We start from the raw sequence: 16,659 nt of genomic DNA, 5'->3' as shown, positions 1-16,659 counted from the left end.
CGACGCCCGTGGAGCGCCGCCTGTTGCAGTCCATCGTGGAAGTGGCGCGCCATGCGTTCGGCGCGGCGGCCTCCTCGATCTTCCTCATCGATCCGGAGACCGGCGACCTGGTCTTCGAGGCCGTGGCCGGGGAGGGCGACGGCCAGTTGGTCGGCACGCGCTTCCCGGCCGGGACCGGCATCGCGGGCTGGGTCGCCGCCTCCGGCCAGTCGATGCTCGTGGACGACCTGCGCGAGTCGCGGCACTTCTCGGGCGAGGCCGCCGCCTCCACCGGGTACGTGCCCGACAGCATCATGGCCGCCCCGCTGTTCGGCGACGACGAGTGCGTCGGCGTCCTGGAGGTGCTGGACCGGGGGGCGGGCGGCGTACGGGAGATGGCCGACGTCGAACTCCTCGGCCTGCTGGCCGACCAGGCGGCGATCGGCCTGGAACTCCTCACCCGGCTGCGCGCCGCCGAGCCCAGTAACCGTTCCGACAAGGCGCTGCGGCTCCTGGAGATGGCGGAATCGCTGCTGGCCCCGACCCATGGCTGAGCGGTGCGTCCTGCTGCTCACCAGGCGGGGCGACCGGGAGGCGACCGAGGTGTCCGGCCTGCTGCGGCGGATCGGCGTGCCGGTGCACCGGCTCGACGCGGACGGCCTCGCGGACGTGCGGGCCGTCCAGGGGCCGGACGGCGAACTGACCCTGGACGGGTACCGGTTCGCCCCGACGGTGACCTGGCTGCGGCACTTCTCGCCGCGGGCGACGCCGCTGTCCGGGGCGGCCGGCGGGCGGATGGTGCACCGGGACGCGTGGGCCGCGCTCGCCCGGCAGCTGGCCGCCGCCTCCCCGGCCTCCATCGGCGCGGCCGATCCGGGGCAGCTGGTGCAGCGGGACCGGGCGCGGGCACTCGGCGTGCGCACCCCGCGCGGGCTGGTCACCACGGACCCGGCGGACGCGGCGGCGCTGCTCCCCGCCGAGCGGTACGTGGTCAAGGTCCTGGACCGGCACTACGTGGAGCCGGAGCCGGGGCGGTTCGACTGGTACCTGCCCCGGGTCGTGGACCGCGACCGGCTCGCCGGTGTGCCGGGGCTGCCCCGGGGCACACCGGTGGTGGTCCAGGAATACGTCGAGCACGACGCCGAGTACCGCGTCTACCTCGCCGGGGACGAACTGCACGCCTTCGAGGTGGCCAAGGAGCGCCCCGAGGACATCTGGACCCGCCCCGACGAGGTGCGCGTACGGGAGGTCCGGCCGCCGGACGCCGTGGCGTCGGCGGCGCGTGCGCTGGCCGGGGAGACCGGCGCGGTCTACGGGGCGTTCGACTTCCTGTGGGCCCGGGACGAGCCGGTGTTCCTGGAGATGAACGCCCACGGCGACTGGCACTGGTTCGAGCGCAGGGCCGGTGTGGACGTGGTGACCCGGGCCGTCGTCCGGACCGTGCGGGACCTGCACCGGGCCGCCGTCGGCGACGCCCGCCCGGCGGCCGTCAGCCTGCTCGCCTTCCTGGGAGCGGGCCGGGGCGGCTGAGTCAGCTGCCCGGCGTGGGCAGCGCCCGCTCCGCCACGTCCAGCACCGCGCGCAGGGCGGCCGACGGATTGTCCGTCCGCCAGGCGAGCGCCGGCTGCCGTCGGATCGGCGGTCCGGCCAGCGGGCGGTAGACCAGGCCGCTGAGCTGGATGTGCTGGACGGAGGTGACGGTCAGCGTCACCCCGACGCCCGCCGCGACCAGCGCCAGGATGGTGTACGAGTCCGGCGCCTCCTGCACCACGCGCGGGCTGAACCCGGCCGCCTCACAGGCCCCGGTCATCGCGTCGCGCACGGTGGAGCCGGTGTTGGCGGGGAACGCGACGAACGGCTCCCCGGCCAGCGCGTCGAGCGGGATCTCCGGACGGGCGGCGAGCGGGTGGTCGAGGGGCAGCGCGCACACCAGCTCCTCCTCGTCGATCACCCGGCAGCTCACGCCGGGCGCGGTCACCGGCAGCCGGACGAACCCCAGGTCGAGCGAGCCGTCCGCGACCCGGGCGAGCGCCACGTCGGCGTAGGTCTGGCCGGTCATGACGAGTTCGATGCCCGGGTGGGCGGCGCGCACCGCCCGGGTGAGCAGCGGCAGCGTCTCGTGGCTGGACGCGCCCGCGAAGCCGATGCGGACCCTCCCGTACGCGCCCTGTCCGGCCGCCCTCGCGGCCCGTACCGCCGTGTCCAGATCGTCCAGCACGGTCCGCACCGGCTGGAGGAAGGACTCCCCGGCGCTGGTGAGCCGCACCGAGCGGGTGTTGCGTTCGAAGAGCTGGACGCCCAGTTCCTTCTCCAGACGGCGGATCTGCTGGCTCAGCGGCGGCTGCGCCATCCGCAGCCGTTTGGCGGCGCGCCCGAAGTGCAGTTCCTCCGCCACGGCGAGGAACGCGGACAGATACCGCAGCTCCATACCGCCCCCTCCCCCCGACCCGCCCTCATCATTGAGTCGTCGGTCATTGATTCGCCGGGCGTCTCGGTCCGAGCCTAATTCGGTATTGGACGGCGATCAAAGCCACTGAAAGCGTCGGCAGCGCGGGCACCCGGCCCGCCCCAGTGAGAGGACCGTGACCCGCATGCGTATCAGGATCGTCGGCGCCGGAGCCATGGGCCGCGGCATCGCCCAGTGGGCGGCCTCGGCCGGACACACCGTCGAGCTGTGCGACGTACGCGCCGAGGCGGTGACGGACGCCGTCGCCTTCGTACGCTCCATGCTGGACCGGGCCGTGGCCAAGGGGCGGATGGCGGCGGCGGACGCGGAGTCGGCGGCGGGGCGGCTGGTCCCGCTGGACGACCCGTGGGCGGCGGGCCCCGGGGTGGAGCTGGTGATCGAGGCCGTACGCGAGGACCTGGCGACCAAGACCGAGGTGTTCGGGCGCCTGGAGCAGGCGCTGCCCGCCTCCGCCGTGTTCGCCACCAACACCTCCTCGCTCTCGGTGACCCGGATCGCCGCCGCGCTGAAGGACCCGACGCGCCTGGCCGGACTGCACTTCTTCAACCCGGTGCCGCTGATGAGGATCGTGGAGGTGGTGCCCGGCGCGGCGACCCGGCCGGAGATCCCACCGCTGCTCACCTCGCTCGTGGAGGGCTGCGGCCACCGCGCGGTGACGGTCGCGGACACCCCGGGCTTCCTGATCAACCACGCCGGGCGCGGCCTGGTCACGGAGGCGCTGGCACTCCTTGAGGAGGGCGTCGGGGAGCCCGCGGACATCGACCGGATCGCGCGCGACGTGCTGGGGCTGCGGATGGGCCCGTTCGAGCTGATGGACCTGACCGGGCTCGATGTGACGGCCGCCGTCATCGACTCGATCTGGGAGGGCTTCCGTTACGAGGACCGGCTCCGCCCCTCCTTCCTCACCCCGAACCGGGTGGCGGCCGGGCTGCACGGCCGCAAGACCGGACGCGGCTGGTACGCGTACGGCCCCGAGGCCACCGGACCCGCACCGGAGCCGCCGGTCGCCGGGGACGCGGACCGCCCGGTGCACGTCTTCGCGCCGGACCCCGCGCGGGAGGCCGGGGCTGCCGCGCTCCGCGAGGCGCTGGCCTCGGCGGGCGCCGCCGTGGAGAACGGGGCGCGGCCGTCGGACGCGGCGGTCGTCCTGGTCCCGGTCTGGGGCACCCCGGTCGCCTCGGCGGTCGCCGCCCACGGGCTGCCCGCCGGGCGCACCTTCGGCGTCGACCCGCTGCCCACGGCGGGGCGGCGACGCGTGCTCGCGGTGACCCCGGCGGCGGACGCGGCGGCGGCGCGGGACGCCCGCGCGGTGCTGGCCCGGGCCGGGGACGGCGGTGAGCCGTTCGCGGTGTCGGTGGTCCGGGACACGGCGGGCTCGGTCGCGCAGCGGCTGCTGGCCTCCGTCGTGTCGGTCGCCGCGTCCATCGCGGAGCGCGGGCTCGCCGCCCCGGCCGACATCGACGTCGCCGTCACGACGGGGCTCGGCTATCCGGTGGGCCCGCTGGCCTGGGGTGACCGGATCGGCGCGGTCCGGATGCTGGAGCTGCACCGGGCGCTGTACGCGTCGACGGGCGACCCGCGCCACCGCCCGACGCGCTGGGTCACGGAGCGCGCGGCGCTGGGGCTCGCGCTGACGGACCCGGGGACGTCGCCGGGGGATGTGCTCGGGACGCCGTGACGGAGGACCGCCCGGGCGCGGACCGGACCGTGACCGATTCGTACAAGACGGTGGGCGGCGGGCCCGCCTACGGTCGGTCCATGACTCCACGACTCGACGCGATCTCCCTCACCACCGCCGACCTGCCCGCATCCCTCGCCTTCTACCGGCGCCTGGGGCTCGACATCCCGGCCGGTGCGGAGTCCGCACCCCATGTGGAGGTGGTCCTGCCGGGCGGCGGGCGCCTGCTGTGGGACACCGAGGACGTCGTCCGCTCCTTCGACCCCGGCTGGAACCCGCCGTCCGGCGGGGACCGGATCGGGCTCGCCTTCCTGTGCGACAGCCCGGCGGAGGTCGACGCGGTCTACGCGGACCTGACCGGGGCGGGTTACCGGGGCCACCTGAAGCCGTGGGACGCGGTGTGGGGGCAGCGGTACGCCGTCGTCCTCGACCCGGACGACTGCGCGGTCTCGCTGTTCGCCCCCTCCGCCTCCTAGGACCGGCCGAAGTACGCGGTCAGGGTGGTGCCGGCCAGGTCGCGCATGTCGCGCGCCAGATGGGCCTGGTCGGCGCAGCCCGCCGCGAGTGCCGCGTCGGCGTACGGCAGCCCCGAGCGTACGAGGGCCAGGGCCCGTTGCAGACGCAGCACCCGGGCCAACGTCTTGGGCCCGTAGCCGAAGGCGGTCAGCGAGCGCCGGTGCAGCTGGCGGGGGCCGAGCCCGGCGCTCCGGGCGGCCTCCGCGACGCTGCCGCCCGCCTCGAGGTGTGTGGCGACCGCGCGCATCACCGGGTCCGGGGGCCCGGTGCGGGCCGCCCGGTCCAGGGCGATGCCCTCCAGGGCGGCGGCCGGGTCGGCCGCTTCGGCGACGCGCTCGGTGAGGCGGCGGACCGGGGCGCCGGGCCACAGCGCGGCGAGCGGCACCCGGAGGTCGCGCAGTTCGTGGGCGGGCACGCCCAGCAGCGCGGGGGCGGCGCCGGGGGCGAAGCGGATTCCGGCCCAGCTGCCGCCGGTGCCGGTGGCGGGCGCGGTGTGCGTGTCCGGTCCGGCGACGAGCAGCCGCTCCCCGCTCCAGAGCAGGTCCATGCAGCCGTCGGGCAGCACCGGATGGACGGTGCCCGGCTCGACGCTCAGGGTCCACACCTTCGCGCCGTCCAGTCGCGACGCGCGCTCTGTATAGCTGTCGCCCATGCCACTAGTGTCGTCGACGGACACGACAGCGTGCGTAATCGGCTACGGGGGCGGTCATGGCGTCACTGATGGAGTTCACCACGGACAACGGGGCGACGGTGACCGTGGAGGTCGACCGGCACGCGCCGGGTGCGCAGCTGGTGGCGCGGGACGGGCAGCACGCCCTGGCGCGCGCGGGGCGCACGTTCGACAGCGCGCTGGAGGGCATCCGCTCGGCGGCCGAGTCGGCGCTCGCCGTGTTCCGGGACGGGCGGCTGAAGCCGGACGGGGTGGAGCTGGAGTTCGGCGTGAAGATCACCTCGGAGGCGGGCGCGGTGATCGCGAAGAGCGCGCTGGAAGGCCATCTGACGGTGAAGCTGTCCTGGTCGCCGGGGTCGCAGAGCGCGCCGGACGCCGACTGAGCGCTCACTCGTCGTACGGGTTGGACCGGTCCGCGTCCTTCTCCCGGCCGGGCTTCTGGAGCCGGGACTTCACGTCGTCCGGCGGCAGGAACCGCGACCAGCGCTCGGGGAACTCGGAGGGCATGTACGGGCTGTCGCCCTCGTCGCCCTCGTCATCGTCGTCGTCCTCGTCGGCCGGCGGGCCGCCGTGCCAGCTCTCCGCCTGGGTGCGGGCGACGAACTCGGCGGCCTGGGCGGCGCGCACCCGGTCGTTCGCGGCGCGGGCGGCGGCCGTCGCCACCGAGGGCCAGACCCGGTCGATGGCCGCGTTGACGGCGGCGCCCACCAGCACCGCGAAGGCGGAGACGCCGATCCAGAGCAGCACCGCGATGGGGGCGGCGAGCGATCCGTAGATCGTGGGTCCCTCGACCGTACTGGTCAGGTAGATCCGGAGCAGGAAGCTGCCGAACACCCACATCGCCAGGGCCACCAGGGCGCCCGGCATGTCCTCGATCCACGGCGAACGGACCGGCACGGACACGTGGTAGAGGGTGGTGAGGAAGGCGACCGAGAGCACGATGACCAGCGGCCAGTACAGGACGCTTATGACCTCGGTGCCCCACGGTATGAGCTCCACGACCCGGTCCGGGCCGACCACGAGCAGCGGCAGCACGACGGCGCCGAGCAGCAGCGCGACCACGTACAGCAGGAACGCGAGCATCCGGGTCTTGACGATGCCGCGCTGGCCGTCGAGCCCGTACATGACGGTGATCGTGTCGATGAAGACGTTGACCGCGCGGGAGCCGGACCACAGGGCGATCGCGAAGCCGAGGGAGATGACGTCGGGCCGGGCGCCGGTCGTGACGTCGGACAGCAGCGGCTTGGCGAAGTCGTTCACGCCCCGCTCGGAGAGCATGGTGTGGGCCGCGCTGAGGATGTTGCGCTCGATGGACGCGACCGTGGCGGTGCTGGTCCACTCGTCCACGTAACCGAGCAGGCCGATCAGGCCGAGGAGCAGCGGGGGCAGGGACAGCAGGGTGAAGAACGCGGCCTCGGCGGCGAGTCCCAGGATGCGGTACTCCATGCACGAGTTGACCGTGTCCTTGAGCAGTTGCCAGGCGAGCTGCCGCTTGGAGACGTTGCGGTAGAGCACTCGGGCCCGGTGGAGCCGGCCCGGTGGCCGCTCGGGTGTTTCGTTTGCTGCCTGCACGTCCTTACCGTATCGGCATGGCGACCACCACCCACACCGTGTCCAACCAGGCCCCTCCCCTGCTCGGCCATGACGTCTTCGGTACGGACCGGGTACTCGGCGAGGCCGTGGAACGTCATCTTCCGCCCGAGGTCCTGGACGAGGCCCGGGTCGGGCTCACCGCGCTCGGCCGGGCGGCCGGCTCCGTACAGGCGGCTTCCTGGGCGACGCAGGCCAACGAGCATCCGCCGGAGCTGCGCACCCACGACCGCTACGGCCACCGCGTCGACGAGGTGGCCTTCCACCCGGCCTGGCACCGGCTGCTCGGGCACGCCGTCGGGGCCGGGCTGACCGGTGCCTGGGACCGGCCGGGCGGGCATGTCCGCCGGGCGGCGGGCTTCCTGGTGTGGACGCAGGCGGAGGCGGGGCACGGCTGTCCGCTCTCCATGACGCACGCGGCGGTGCCGGCCCTGCGCGCCGAGCCGGAGGTGGCCGCCGAGTGGGAGCCGCTGCTGACCTCGCGGGTGTACGAGGAGGGGCTGCGGCCGCCCCTGCGGAAGGCCGGGGTGCTGCTGGGGATGGGCATGACGGAGAAGCAGGGCGGCTCGGACGTACGGGCGAACACCACGCGCGCCGAGCCGCTGGCCGAGGACGGGGCCTACCTGCTGACCGGGCACAAGTGGTTCTGCTCGGCGCCGATGTCCGACGCCTTCCTGGTCCTCGCGCAGGCCCCGGACGGTCTCACCTGCTTCCTGCTGCCCCGGGTGCTGCCGGACGGCAGCCGCAACCCGTTCGCGATCCAGCGGCTCAAGGACAAGCTGGGCAACCGGTCCAACGCCTCGGCGGAGGTCGAGTTCGACGGGACGTGGGTGCGCCGGATCGGCGAGGAGGGGCAGGGCGTCCGCACGATCATGGGGATGGTGGCGGCGACCCGGCTGGACTGCGTGACCGGTTCGGCGGCGCTGATGCGGCAGGCGGTGGCGCAGGCGGTCCACCACACGACGCACCGGTCCGCGTTCGGCGGGCCGCTCGTGGACAAGCCGCTGATGCGCAACGTGCTGGCCGATCTCGCGGTGGAGTCGGAGGCGGCGACCGTGCTGGCGATGCGGCTCGCGGCGGCGTACGACGACGGCGGCGAGAGCGAGTCGGCGTTCCTGCGGCTCGCGGTGCCGGCGGCGAAGTACTGGGTGACCAAGCGGTGCACGCCGCTGGTGGGCGAGGCGCTGGAGTGCCTGGGCGGCAACGGCTACGTGGAGGAGTCGGGGATGCCCCGGCTGCTGCGGGAGGCGCCGCTCAACTCGATCTGGGAGGGGTCCGGGAACGTCCAGGCGCTGGACGTGCTGCGGGTGCTGCGGCGCGAACCGCTCGCGCTGAACGCGTTCCTCCAGGAGGTCGGGCGGGCCCGGGGCGCCGATCACCGGCTGGACGCGGCGATCAGGGACATGCTGACGGAGCTGGCCGACCTGGCGGGGATCGAGGCGCGGGCGCGCCGGGTCGTGGAGCGCATCGCGCTGGTGCTCCAGGGCTCGCTGCTGGTGCGCTGGGCGCCGCCCGAGGTGGCGGACGCCTTCTGCGCTTCGCGCCTGGGAGGGGACGGGGGCGCGGCGTTCGGGACCCTGCCGCACACCCTGGATCTGGCGTCGGTCGTGGCCCGGGCCCGGCCGGTGGAATCCTGACCGGACACAGCAACGGGGGGTGGTGCTGCGCCGACACGGCACCACCCCCCATGCTGTACACATCGCACGTGAGGGCCGGGGCCCCGCAGTGCGGTGTACCGCCACTCTTGTACGGTCCGGGGACCCTCGCCAGAGTTGCAGAGGGTTGCAACCATTGTGTGGAGTTGCGGTATCGGGGCCGGGGCGGCGGCAGGATGGGGGCGCGGCCCGCGCACCGGACCGGCAGTGGGGTGAGGGGGAACCGGCGTGGAGACGACTCCGGCGGACGTGCTGCGGCCGATTGTTCAGGAGAGCCCGCAGGCCAGACGCCAGGTGCACCGGTCCCGGGAGGCGCGGATGGCGGGCGACCGCGTGCGCGCCGTGCCCCGGGCGGAGATCGGCGCCTCCTGGGACCGGGTGCTGCGCAGCGGCATCGATCCCGAGCAGACGACGCACAGCAGGCTGCTGGAGGCGGACGAGATCGAGCACCGGCGGCGCAGCTCCGCGCTGGGCGAGGTGATGCCGCTGCTCAGCGACGGGCTGACCAGCATCGCGGACGCCTCGCAGCAGATCATGGTCGTCACCGACGTCGAGGGCCGGGTGCTGTGGCGCGAGGGCAACACGGGGGTGCTGCGCCGGGCCGACGACATCTGCCTCGCGGAGGGCGCGGCGTGGTCCGAGGAGATCACCGGCACCAACGCCATCGGCACGGCGCTGGCCTCCCGCGCCCCGGTGCAGGTGCACTCGGCGGAGCACTTCGTGCGCACCCTGCACGGCTGGACGTGCGCGGCGGCCCCGGTGCGCGATCCCCGGGACGGCCGGCTGATGGGGATCGTGGACATCAGCGGGCCCGCGTCCACCTTCCACCCGACGACGCTGGCCCTGGTGCGGTCGGTGGCCCGGCTGGCGGAGAGCGAGATCCGGGTGCGGCACCTGGAGGCGGTGGACCGGCTGCGGGCGGTGGCCGCCCCGGTCCTGAGCCGGATCGGCGGCCGGGCGGTGGCGGTGGACGGCCACGGCTGGACGGCGGCGGTGACGGGGATGCCCCCGGTGGACCGGCTGCCGCTGCCGAAGTCGCTGGGGCCGGGCCGGGTGTGGCTGCCGTCGCTGGGCATGTGCCGGGTGGAGCCGCTGCCGGGCGGCTGGCTGGTCCAGGTCGCGGACGGGACGATGGACAGCCCGCCGCGCCGGGTGGTCCTCGATCTGAGCCGGCCGCGCGCGCTCGCGGTGAACGTGGTCAGCCCGGTGGGCACCTGGACCCAGCGGCTGTCCCCGCGCCACGCCGAGCTGCTGTACGCGCTGGCGCTGCACCGGGAGGGGCGTACGGCCTCCGAGCTGGCCCAGGACCTGTTCGGTGACGCGACCAGGACGGTGACGGTGCGGGCGGAGATATCGCGGCTGCGGCGCCATCTGGCCGAGGTCCTCGCGCACCGCCCGTACCGGTTCGGCGAGGGCGTGGAGGTGGAGGTCGTCCATCCGGAGCACCCGGCCGATCTGCTGCCGCACTCGCAGGCCCCGGTGGTGACGGCGGCGCGCGGGGCGCGGGAGCGGGAGGGGCTTGCGCGGGAGGTTCCGGAACCCCCGTGACCAGGGGCCGGGTGGGGCGAGAGGGGCGGGGCATGGTTGTCTGGCAGCCATGAGCGACCCCGTACGACCCGCGCCACCGGCCTCCGAAGAGGTGACCATCTGGTCCCTGGAGCAGACCTCCCCCGATGATCTGCGGCCGTCGGCCGTGCCGGACGCGGAGGTCCGGATCGTGCGGTCCGAGGTGCCGCTGCCCGAGTTCAGCCGCTTCCTGTACACGGCGGTGGGCGGCGACATCCGGTGGACGGACCGCCTCGGCATGACGTACGCGCAGTGGCAGGAGGCCCTGGAGCGGCCGGGCGCGGAGACCTGGGTGGCGTACGCGAACGGCACCCCGGCGGGCTACATCGAGCTGGACCCGCAGGACGACGGCGTGGTCGAGATCATGTACTTCGGGCTGATCCCGGCCTTCCGGGGGCGGCGGATCGGCGGTCATCTGCTGTCGTACGGCGCGGCCCGCGCCTGGGACCTGGCCGAGCGGTGGCCGGAGCGGCCGGCGACGAAGCGGGTGTGGCTGCACACCTGCTCCAAGGACGGTCCGCACGCGATGGACAACTACCTGAGGCGCGGCTTCCGGCTGTTCGACACGCGCACCGAGCTGGAGGAGCCGGTGGACACCCCCGGCCCGTGGCCGGGCTCCGGCCGCTGAGCGGTGCCCCGCGCACAGCCGTAGCCGCTTCCGTAGCAAATCCCCTCGCTTGTCCGGTTTTACGCTGCACCCCGGCGCCCGTCCCCTGCGTGACGGGCGCCACATCGTCTCATCAGGCGGGACCACGCCGTCCACATCATGGATAGTGGTGGACTGCCGCGAGATCCCCATGACACGCTTCCGTCATGTCCGGAACTGGAATTGCCTTGGTGAGTCGACGCCACGTCGACCTCGGCCGCATGTCCAGCGCCATCTGTCCGGCGAGCTGAGAGTCCCAGCACCGCCGAGATCCCCTTGCTTCAGTTCAGCCCTGCGCACCGCCGCGCTTCACGCGAGTGTGCAGTTCAGAGCCGCCCTCCCGCAGTCCCGAAGGACGTACTGTCATGGCCGCAACCCCGGAAAAGCCTGCGCCCGCCGCGCCCCGCCGCAAGGTGGGCCGCCACCGCGGCGAAGGTCAGTGGGCCCTGGGGCACTACACCCCGCTCAACGGCAATGAGCAGTTCAAGAAGGACGACGACAGTCTCAACGTGCGGACACGCATTGAGACGATCTACTCCAAGCGCGGATTCGACTCGATCGACCCCAACGACCTGCGGGGACGCATGCGTTGGTGGGGGCTCTACACCCAGCGCAAGGCCGGCATCGACGGCGGCAAGACCGCGGTGCTGGAGCCCGAGGAGCTGGAGGACAAGTACTTCATGATGCGGGTCCGCATCGACGGCGGGAAGCTGACCACCGAGCAGCTGCGCGTCATCGGCGAGATCTCGCAGGAGTACGCGCGGGGCAGCGCGGACATCACCGACCGGCAGAACGTCCAGATGCACTGGATCCGCATCGAGGACGTCCCGGCGATCTGGGAGAAGCTGGAGGCCGTGGGGCTCTCCACCACCGAGGCGTGCGGCGACTGCCCCCGCGTGATCATCGGCTCGCCCGTTGCGGGCATCGCGGCCGACGAGATCATCGACGGCAGCCCGGCGGTCGAGGAGATCCACTCCCGCTACATCGGCAGCCCCGAATTCTCCAACCTGCCCCGCAAGTTCAAGACCGCGATCTCCGGCTCCCCGGTCCAGGACGTCGTCCACGAGATCAACGACATCGCCTTCGTGGGCGTCGAACACCCCGAGCACGGGCCGGGCTTCGACGTCTGGGTCGGCGGCGGCCTGTCCACCAACCCCCGGCTGGCCGAACGTCTGGGCACCTGGGTGCCGTTGGACGAGGTGCCGGACGTCTGGGCGGGCGTCGTCGGCATCTTCCGCGACTACGGCTACCGCCGGCTGCGCAACCGCGCCCGGCTGAAGTTCCTGATGGCCGACTGGGGTCCGGCGAAGTTCCGCCAGATCCTGGAGGACGAGTACCTGAAGCGCCCGCTGCTGGACGGCCCCGCCCCGGCGGAGCCGAGCAGCCGGTGGCGCGACCACGTCGGCATCCACCAGCAGCAGGACGGCCGCTTCTACGTCGGCTTCGCCCCCCGGGTCGGCCGGGTCGACGGCTCCACGCTCGCCAAGATCGCCGAGCTGGCCGAGGAGCACGGCTCCGGCCGGGTCCGGACCACCGTCGAGCAGAAGATGATCATCCTCGACGTCGAGCAGGACCGGGTCGAGTCGCTGTCCGCCGGCCTGGAGGCGCTCGGTTTCCAGGTGAAGCCGTCCACCTTCCGGCGCGGCACGATGGCCTGCACCGGCATCGAGTACTGCAAGCTCGCGATCGTGGAGACGAAGGCGCGCGGCGCCTCCCTCATCGAGGAACTGGAGCGCCGCCTCCCCGACTTCGACGAGCCCCTGACCATCAACATCAACGGCTGCCCGAACGCCTGCGCCCGCATCCAGACCGCGGACATCGGGCTCAAGGGCCAGCTCGTCCTGGACGAGAACGGCGAGCAGGTGGAGGGCTACCAGGTCCACCTGGGCGGTGCTCTCGGCCTGGAGGCCGGTTTCGGCCGCAAGGTGCGCGGCCTGAAGGTCACCTCGGCCGAGCTGCCCGACTACGTGGAGCGCGTGCTCGGCCGGTTCCAGGAGGAGCGCGAGGCCGACGAGCGCTTCGCCACCTGGGCGGCCCGCGCCAGCGCGGAGTCGCTGTCATGAGCGGGCGCGCCGCACCGTTCCACTGCCCGTACTGCGGGGACGAGGACCTGCGTCCGCACGAGGCCGGGCACGGGGCGTGGGAATGCGCCTCCTGCAATCGGGCGTTCCAGCTGAAGTTCCTGGGCCTGCTGAGCCGGGGACTGAAGGCCAACGACGTTGGAGGGGACGGGATATGACGGTCACTCAGAACATCGACGCGCTCACCGGTGAGGAGCTGCGGGAGCTCGCCGAGCGGGCCGGGCGCGAGCTGGAGGACGCCTCCGCGCTCGACATCCTGAAGTGGGCGACCGACACCTTCGGGCCCCGGTTCTGCGTCACCTCCTCGATGGAGGACGCGGTCGTCTCGCACCTCGCCTCCCGGGTGACGCCCGGCGTGGACGTGGTGTTCCTGGACACCGGCTACCACTTCGAGGAGACCATCGGGACCCGGGACGCGGTGGACGCCGTGATGGACGTCCGGGTGATCACGCTGACACCGCGTCAGACGGTCGCCGAGCAGGACGCCGAGTACGGGCCGAAGCTGCACGACCGCGACCCCGACCTCTGCTGCAAGCTGCGCAAGGTCAAGCCCCTGGAAGAGGGCCTGACCGCGTACGCCGCCTGGGCGACCGGGCTGCGCCGCGACGAGTCCCCGACCCGGGCGAACACCCCCGTGGTCGGCTGGGACGAGAAGCGCCGGAAGGTGAAGGTCTCGCCGATCGCCCGCTGGACCCAGGACGACGTGGACGCCTACGTCGCCGAGCACGGGGTGCTCACCAACCCGCTGCTGATGGACGGTTACGCCTCCGTGGGCTGCGCGCCCTGCACCCGCCGGGTGCTGGAGGGCGAGGACGCGCGGGCCGGCCGCTGGGCCGGGCGCGGCAAGACCGAATGCGGGCTGCACGGCTGATGACGACTGATCAGGAGACTTCGATGAGCGTGACGGAGACGGGGGCCACCGTCTGGCTGACCGGTCTGCCGAGCGCCGGCAAGACCACCATCGCCTATGAACTCGCCGGGCGGCTGCGCGCCGAGGGCCACCGTGTGGAGGTGCTCGACGGCGACGAGATCCGCGAGTTCCTTTCGGCGGGCCTCGGCTTCTCGCGCGAGGACCGGCACACCAACGTGCAGCGGATCGGCTTCGTCGCCGAGCTGCTGGCGGCGAACGGCGTCAAGGTTCTGGTCCCGGTCATCGCCCCGTACGCGGACAGCAGGGATGCCGTCCGCAAGCGGCACCAGGCCGAGGGCACCGCGTATCTGGAGGTGCACGTCGCCACTCCGGTCGAGGTGTGCTCGGAGCGCGATGTGAAGGGTCTTTACGCCAAGCAGGCGGCGGGCGAGATCAGCGGCCTCACCGGGGTGGACGACCCCTACGAGGCGCCCGAGTCACCCGATCTGCGGATCGAGTCGCACCGCCAGACCGTGCAGGAGTCCGCGGCGGAGCTGTACGCGCTGCTGAGCGAGAGGGGTGCGGCGTGACGACCGTCGCGACTGTGCAAGAGGGCACGGACAATCCGTACGCGCTGAGCCACCTGGACTCGCTGGAGTCCGAGGCGGTGCACATCTTCCGCGAGGTGGCGGGCGAGTTCGAGCGGCCGGTGATCCTCTTCTCCGGCGGCAAGGACTCGATCCTGATGCTGCACCTGGCGCTCAAGGCGTTCGCACCGGCGCCGGTGCCGTTCTCCCTGCTGCACGTGGACACCGGGCACAACTTCCCCGAGGTGCTGGCCTACCGCGACCGCGTGGTCGCCGAGCACGGGCTGCGGCTGCACGTCGCCTCCGTGCAGGAGTACATCGATGCCGGCAAGCTCCGCGAGCGCCCCGACGGCACCCGCAACCCGCTCCAGACCGTGCCGCTGACCGAGGCCATCCAGCAGCACCGCTTCGACGCGGTGTTCGGCGGCGGCCGGCGCGACGAGGAGAAGGCGCGCGCCAAGGAGCGGGTCTTCTCGCTGCGCGACGAGTTCTCCCAGTGGGACCCGCGCCGCCAGCGCCCCGAGCTGTGGCAGCTGTACAACGGCCGGCACGCCCCCGGCGAGCACGTCCGGGTCTTCCCGATCTCCAACTGGACCGAGCTGGACGTCTGGCAGTACATCGAGCGCGAGGGCATCGAGCTGCCGGAGATCTACTTCGCCCACGAGCGCGAGGTGTTCAACCGCAACGGCATGTGGCTGACGGCGGGGCACTGGGGCGGGCCGAAGGAGCACGAGGCCATCGAGACCCGTCTCGTGCGCTACCGCACGGTCGGCGACATGTCCTGCACCGGGGCCGTCGACTCCGACGCCACCACGCTGGACGCCGTGATCACCGAGATCGCCGCCTCCCGGCTCACCGAGCGGGGCGCGACCCGCGCCGACGACAAGATGTCCGAGGCCGCGATGGAAGACCGTAAGCGCGAGGGGTACTTCTAAATGACCACCACTGCTGAGCAGTTGAGCGCCACCACCCTGCTGCGCTTCGCCACCGCCGGGTCCGTCGACGACGGCAAGTCCACCCTCGTGGGACGCCTGCTGCACGACTCCAAGTCGGTCCTCACCGACCAGCTGGAGGCCGTCGAGCACGCCTCGCGCAACCGGGGCCAGGAGGCGCCGGACCTGGCACTGCTCACCGACGGCCTGCGCGCCGAGCGCGAGCAGGGCATCACCATCGACGTCGCCTACCGCTACTTCGCCACGCCCCGGCGCCGGTTCATCCTCGCCGACACCCCGGGCCACGTGCAGTACACCCGCAACATGGTCACCGGCGCTTCCACCGCCGAGCTGGCCGTCGTCCTGGTCGACGCCCGCAACGGAGTGGTCGAGCAGACCCGCCGCCACGCCGCCGTCGCCGCCCTGCTGCGCGTCCCGCACGTGGTCCTCGCCGTCAACAAGATGGACCTGGTGGACTACGCGGAGCCGGTGTTCGCCGCGATAGCCGAGGAGTTCACCGCGTACGCGGCCTCCCTCGGGGTCCCCGAGATCACCGCCATCCCGATCTCCGCGCTGGCCGGCGACAACGTCGTGGAGCCGTCCGCCCACATGGACTGGTACGGCGGCCCGACGGTCCTGGAGCACCTGGAGACGGTCCCGGTCAGCCACGACCTGACCGGCTGCCACGCCCGCTTCCCGGTCCAGTACGTGATCCGGCCGCAGACCGCGGAGCACCCCGACTACCGGGGCTACGCGGGCCAGATCGCCGCCGGGGTGTTCCGGGTCGGCGAGTCCGTGACCGTGCTGCCCTCGGGCCGCACCTCCACGATCGAGGGCATCGACCTGCTCGGGGACCCCGTGGACATCGCCTGGGCGCCCCAGTCGGTGACCCTGCGCCTGGCGGACGACATCGACGTCTCGCGCGGCGACCTCATCGCGCCGGTGGACGACGCGCCGGCCGTCACCCAGGACGTCGAGGCGACCGTCTGCCACGTCGCGGACGAACCGCTCACCGTGGGCCGCCGGGTGCTCCTCAAGCACACCACGCGCACGGTCAAGGCGATCGTCAAGGACATCCCCTCGCGGCTGACCCTGGACGACCTCTCGCAGCACCCGGCCCCGGGCAAGCTGGTCGCCAACGACATCGGCCGGGTCGTGGTCCGGACCGCCGAGCCGCTGGCGCTCGACGCGTACGCCGACTCGCGCCGCACCGGTTCCTTCCTGCTGATCGACCCGGCGGACGGCACCACCCTCTCGGCGGGCATGGCGGGCGCCTCGTTCGCCGCCGTCGAGGAGCCGGCGGCCGCGGACGACGACGCGGAGTGGGACTTCTGATGAGCATCGACGTCTTCTCGACCTTCGCGAAGGAGGGCGGCCGCGTCGGCAGCGGCGCCCTGGGCAGCGGTCAGGGCGGTGTCGGGCGATGTGCGCGATGACGTACG

18 protein-coding genes are annotated in these 16,659 nt (G+C 73.2%); 15 read left to right on the top strand and 3 right to left on the bottom strand.

The window, feature by feature from the left end:
• Positions 1-8: 8 nt before the first annotated feature.
• The gene (locus AMK18_RS02165; RefSeq protein WP_018100621.1) at positions 9-533 is read left to right on the top strand and encodes a GAF domain-containing protein; all 525 of its coding nucleotides are present in this window, start codon (positions 9-11) and stop codon (positions 531-533) included.
• Positions 526-1,509, top strand: a complete 984-nt coding sequence (locus AMK18_RS02160) for a hypothetical protein (protein ID WP_073861423.1) — start codon at positions 526-528, stop codon at positions 1,507-1,509. The genes AMK18_RS02165 and AMK18_RS02160 overlap by 8 nt, the downstream gene beginning before the upstream one ends.
• Position 1,510: 1 nt before the next feature.
• Here the strand turns inward: AMK18_RS02160 and AMK18_RS02155 are convergent, their stop codons facing one another.
• Positions 1,511-2,407, bottom strand: coding sequence for a LysR family transcriptional regulator (locus AMK18_RS02155; protein ID WP_018100623.1), 897 nt, complete (start codon positions 2,405-2,407; stop codon positions 1,511-1,513).
• A gap of 163 nt (positions 2,408-2,570) precedes the next feature.
• On the opposite strand from AMK18_RS02155, the gene AMK18_RS02150 reads away from it, so the two are divergent.
• Positions 2,571-4,124, top strand: a complete 1,554-nt coding sequence (locus tag AMK18_RS02150) for a 3-hydroxyacyl-CoA dehydrogenase (RefSeq protein WP_073861422.1) — start codon at positions 2,571-2,573, stop codon at positions 4,122-4,124.
• 80 nt (positions 4,125-4,204) lie between these two features.
• Entirely contained in the window at positions 4,205-4,600 is a 396-nt protein-coding gene (locus AMK18_RS02145; protein WP_241836427.1) for a VOC family protein, read from the top strand.
• Here AMK18_RS02145 and AMK18_RS02140 read toward each other — a convergent pair.
• Positions 4,597-5,292: a helix-turn-helix domain-containing protein gene (locus tag AMK18_RS02140; protein WP_073861421.1), complete on the bottom strand. Its 696-nt coding sequence runs from the start codon at positions 5,290-5,292 to the stop codon at positions 4,597-4,599. The genes AMK18_RS02145 and AMK18_RS02140 overlap by 4 nt on opposite strands.
• A gap of 56 nt (positions 5,293-5,348) precedes the next feature.
• Between AMK18_RS02140 and AMK18_RS02135 the strand changes: the two genes are divergently transcribed.
• Positions 5,349-5,693, top strand: a complete 345-nt coding sequence (locus tag AMK18_RS02135) for a CU044_2847 family protein (protein WP_018100627.1) — start codon at positions 5,349-5,351, stop codon at positions 5,691-5,693.
• A gap of 4 nt (positions 5,694-5,697) precedes the next feature.
• On the opposite strand, the gene AMK18_RS02130 is transcribed toward AMK18_RS02135, so the two are convergent.
• A complete protein-coding gene (locus tag AMK18_RS02130) occupies positions 5,698-6,825 on the bottom strand; it encodes a YihY/virulence factor BrkB family protein (RefSeq protein WP_018100628.1) in 1,128 nt (375 codons plus the stop codon).
• A gap of 74 nt (positions 6,826-6,899) precedes the next feature.
• Between AMK18_RS02130 and AMK18_RS02125 the strand changes: the two genes are divergently transcribed.
• The 10 genes from AMK18_RS02125 to AMK18_RS02085 all read left to right on the top strand — a co-directional run bounded on the left by AMK18_RS02125 (position 6,900) and on the right by AMK18_RS02085 (position 16,552).
• The gene (locus tag AMK18_RS02125) at positions 6,900-8,537 is read left to right on the top strand and encodes an acyl-CoA dehydrogenase family protein (protein WP_073861420.1); all 1,638 of its coding nucleotides are present in this window, start codon (positions 6,900-6,902) and stop codon (positions 8,535-8,537) included.
• 336 nt (positions 8,538-8,873) lie between these two features.
• Entirely contained in the window at positions 8,874-10,103 is a 1,230-nt protein-coding gene (locus tag AMK18_RS02120) for a helix-turn-helix domain-containing protein (RefSeq protein ID WP_241836502.1), read from the top strand.
• 49 nt (positions 10,104-10,152) lie between these two features.
• On the top strand, positions 10,153-10,749 hold the full coding sequence (locus AMK18_RS02115) for a GNAT family N-acetyltransferase (RefSeq protein WP_026171188.1): 597 nt from the start codon (positions 10,153-10,155) through the stop codon (positions 10,747-10,749).
• A 185-nt stretch (positions 10,750-10,934) separates the two neighbouring features.
• Positions 10,935-11,018 carry a putative leader peptide gene (locus tag AMK18_RS35575; protein WP_309486338.1) on the top strand — a complete coding sequence of 28 codons (84 nt, stop codon included), beginning with the start codon at positions 10,935-10,937 and terminating at the stop codon, positions 11,016-11,018.
• Positions 11,019-11,132: 114 nt separating this feature from the next.
• Positions 11,133-12,830, top strand: coding sequence for a nitrite/sulfite reductase (locus AMK18_RS02110; protein WP_073861418.1), 1,698 nt, complete (start codon positions 11,133-11,135; stop codon positions 12,828-12,830).
• Positions 12,827-13,006 (top strand): hypothetical protein, encoded by a 180-nt coding sequence (locus AMK18_RS02105; protein WP_018100633.1) that lies wholly within the window; start codon positions 12,827-12,829, stop codon positions 13,004-13,006. The genes AMK18_RS02110 and AMK18_RS02105 overlap by 4 nt, the downstream gene beginning before the upstream one ends.
• Positions 13,003-13,719: a phosphoadenylyl-sulfate reductase gene (locus AMK18_RS02100; protein WP_073861417.1), complete on the top strand. Its 717-nt coding sequence runs from the start codon at positions 13,003-13,005 to the stop codon at positions 13,717-13,719. Before AMK18_RS02105 ends, AMK18_RS02100 begins: the two co-directional genes overlap by 4 nt.
• A 23-nt stretch (positions 13,720-13,742) precedes the next feature.
• Positions 13,743-14,288: an adenylyl-sulfate kinase gene (gene cysC / locus AMK18_RS02095; protein ID WP_018100635.1), complete on the top strand. Its 546-nt coding sequence runs from the start codon at positions 13,743-13,745 to the stop codon at positions 14,286-14,288.
• The gene (gene cysD / locus AMK18_RS02090; RefSeq protein WP_018100636.1) at positions 14,285-15,220 is read left to right on the top strand and encodes a sulfate adenylyltransferase subunit CysD; all 936 of its coding nucleotides are present in this window, start codon (positions 14,285-14,287) and stop codon (positions 15,218-15,220) included. The genes cysC and cysD overlap by 4 nt, the downstream gene beginning before the upstream one ends.
• Positions 15,221-16,552 (top strand): sulfate adenylyltransferase subunit 1, encoded by a 1,332-nt coding sequence (locus tag AMK18_RS02085; RefSeq protein WP_018100637.1) that lies wholly within the window; start codon positions 15,221-15,223, stop codon positions 16,550-16,552. It begins immediately after the preceding gene.
• Positions 16,553-16,659: the final 107 nt, after the last annotated feature.

This window comes from Streptomyces sp. CB01249, assembly GCF_001905735.1.
In the GTDB taxonomy this organism is placed as follows: Bacteria; Actinomycetota; Actinomycetes; order Streptomycetales; family Streptomycetaceae; genus Streptomyces.
This window is presented reverse-complemented; position numbering and strand designations above follow the sequence as displayed.

Bases quoted from the DNA above. Each gene is read 5' to 3' on its own strand.
- AMK18_RS02135 (WP_018100627.1), top strand. From the start codon at position 5,349: ATGGCGTCACTGATGGAGTTCACCACGGACAACGGGGCGACGGTGACC.
- AMK18_RS02125 (WP_073861420.1), top strand. From the start codon at position 6,900: ATGGCGACCACCACCCACACCGTGTCCAACCAGGCCCCTCCCCTGCTC.
- AMK18_RS02115 (WP_026171188.1), top strand. From the start codon at position 10,153: ATGAGCGACCCCGTACGACCCGCGCCACCGGCCTCCGAAGAGGTGACC.
- AMK18_RS02105 (WP_018100633.1), top strand. From the start codon at position 12,827: ATGAGCGGGCGCGCCGCACCGTTCCACTGCCCGTACTGCGGGGACGAG.
- AMK18_RS02085 (WP_018100637.1), top strand. From the start codon at position 15,221: ATGACCACCACTGCTGAGCAGTTGAGCGCCACCACCCTGCTGCGCTTC.
- AMK18_RS02160 (WP_073861423.1), top strand. From the start codon at position 526: ATGGCTGAGCGGTGCGTCCTGCTGCTCACCAGGCGGGGCGACCGGGAG.
- AMK18_RS02150 (WP_073861422.1), top strand. From the start codon at position 2,571: ATGCGTATCAGGATCGTCGGCGCCGGAGCCATGGGCCGCGGCATCGCC.
- AMK18_RS35575 (WP_309486338.1), top strand. From the start codon at position 10,935: ATGTCCGGAACTGGAATTGCCTTGGTGAGTCGACGCCACGTCGACCTC.
- cysC (WP_018100635.1), top strand. From the start codon at position 13,743: ATGAGCGTGACGGAGACGGGGGCCACCGTCTGGCTGACCGGTCTGCCG.
- AMK18_RS02155 (WP_018100623.1), bottom strand. From the start codon at position 2,407: ATGGAGCTGCGGTATCTGTCCGCGTTCCTCGCCGTGGCGGAGGAACTG.
- AMK18_RS02100 (WP_073861417.1), top strand. From the start codon at position 13,003: ATGACGGTCACTCAGAACATCGACGCGCTCACCGGTGAGGAGCTGCGG.
- AMK18_RS02145 (WP_241836427.1), top strand. From the start codon at position 4,205: ATGACTCCACGACTCGACGCGATCTCCCTCACCACCGCCGACCTGCCC.
- AMK18_RS02110 (WP_073861418.1), top strand. From the start codon at position 11,133: ATGGCCGCAACCCCGGAAAAGCCTGCGCCCGCCGCGCCCCGCCGCAAG.
- AMK18_RS02140 (WP_073861421.1), bottom strand. From the start codon at position 5,292: ATGGGCGACAGCTATACAGAGCGCGCGTCGCGACTGGACGGCGCGAAG.
- AMK18_RS02120 (WP_241836502.1), top strand. From the start codon at position 8,874: ATGGCGGGCGACCGCGTGCGCGCCGTGCCCCGGGCGGAGATCGGCGCC.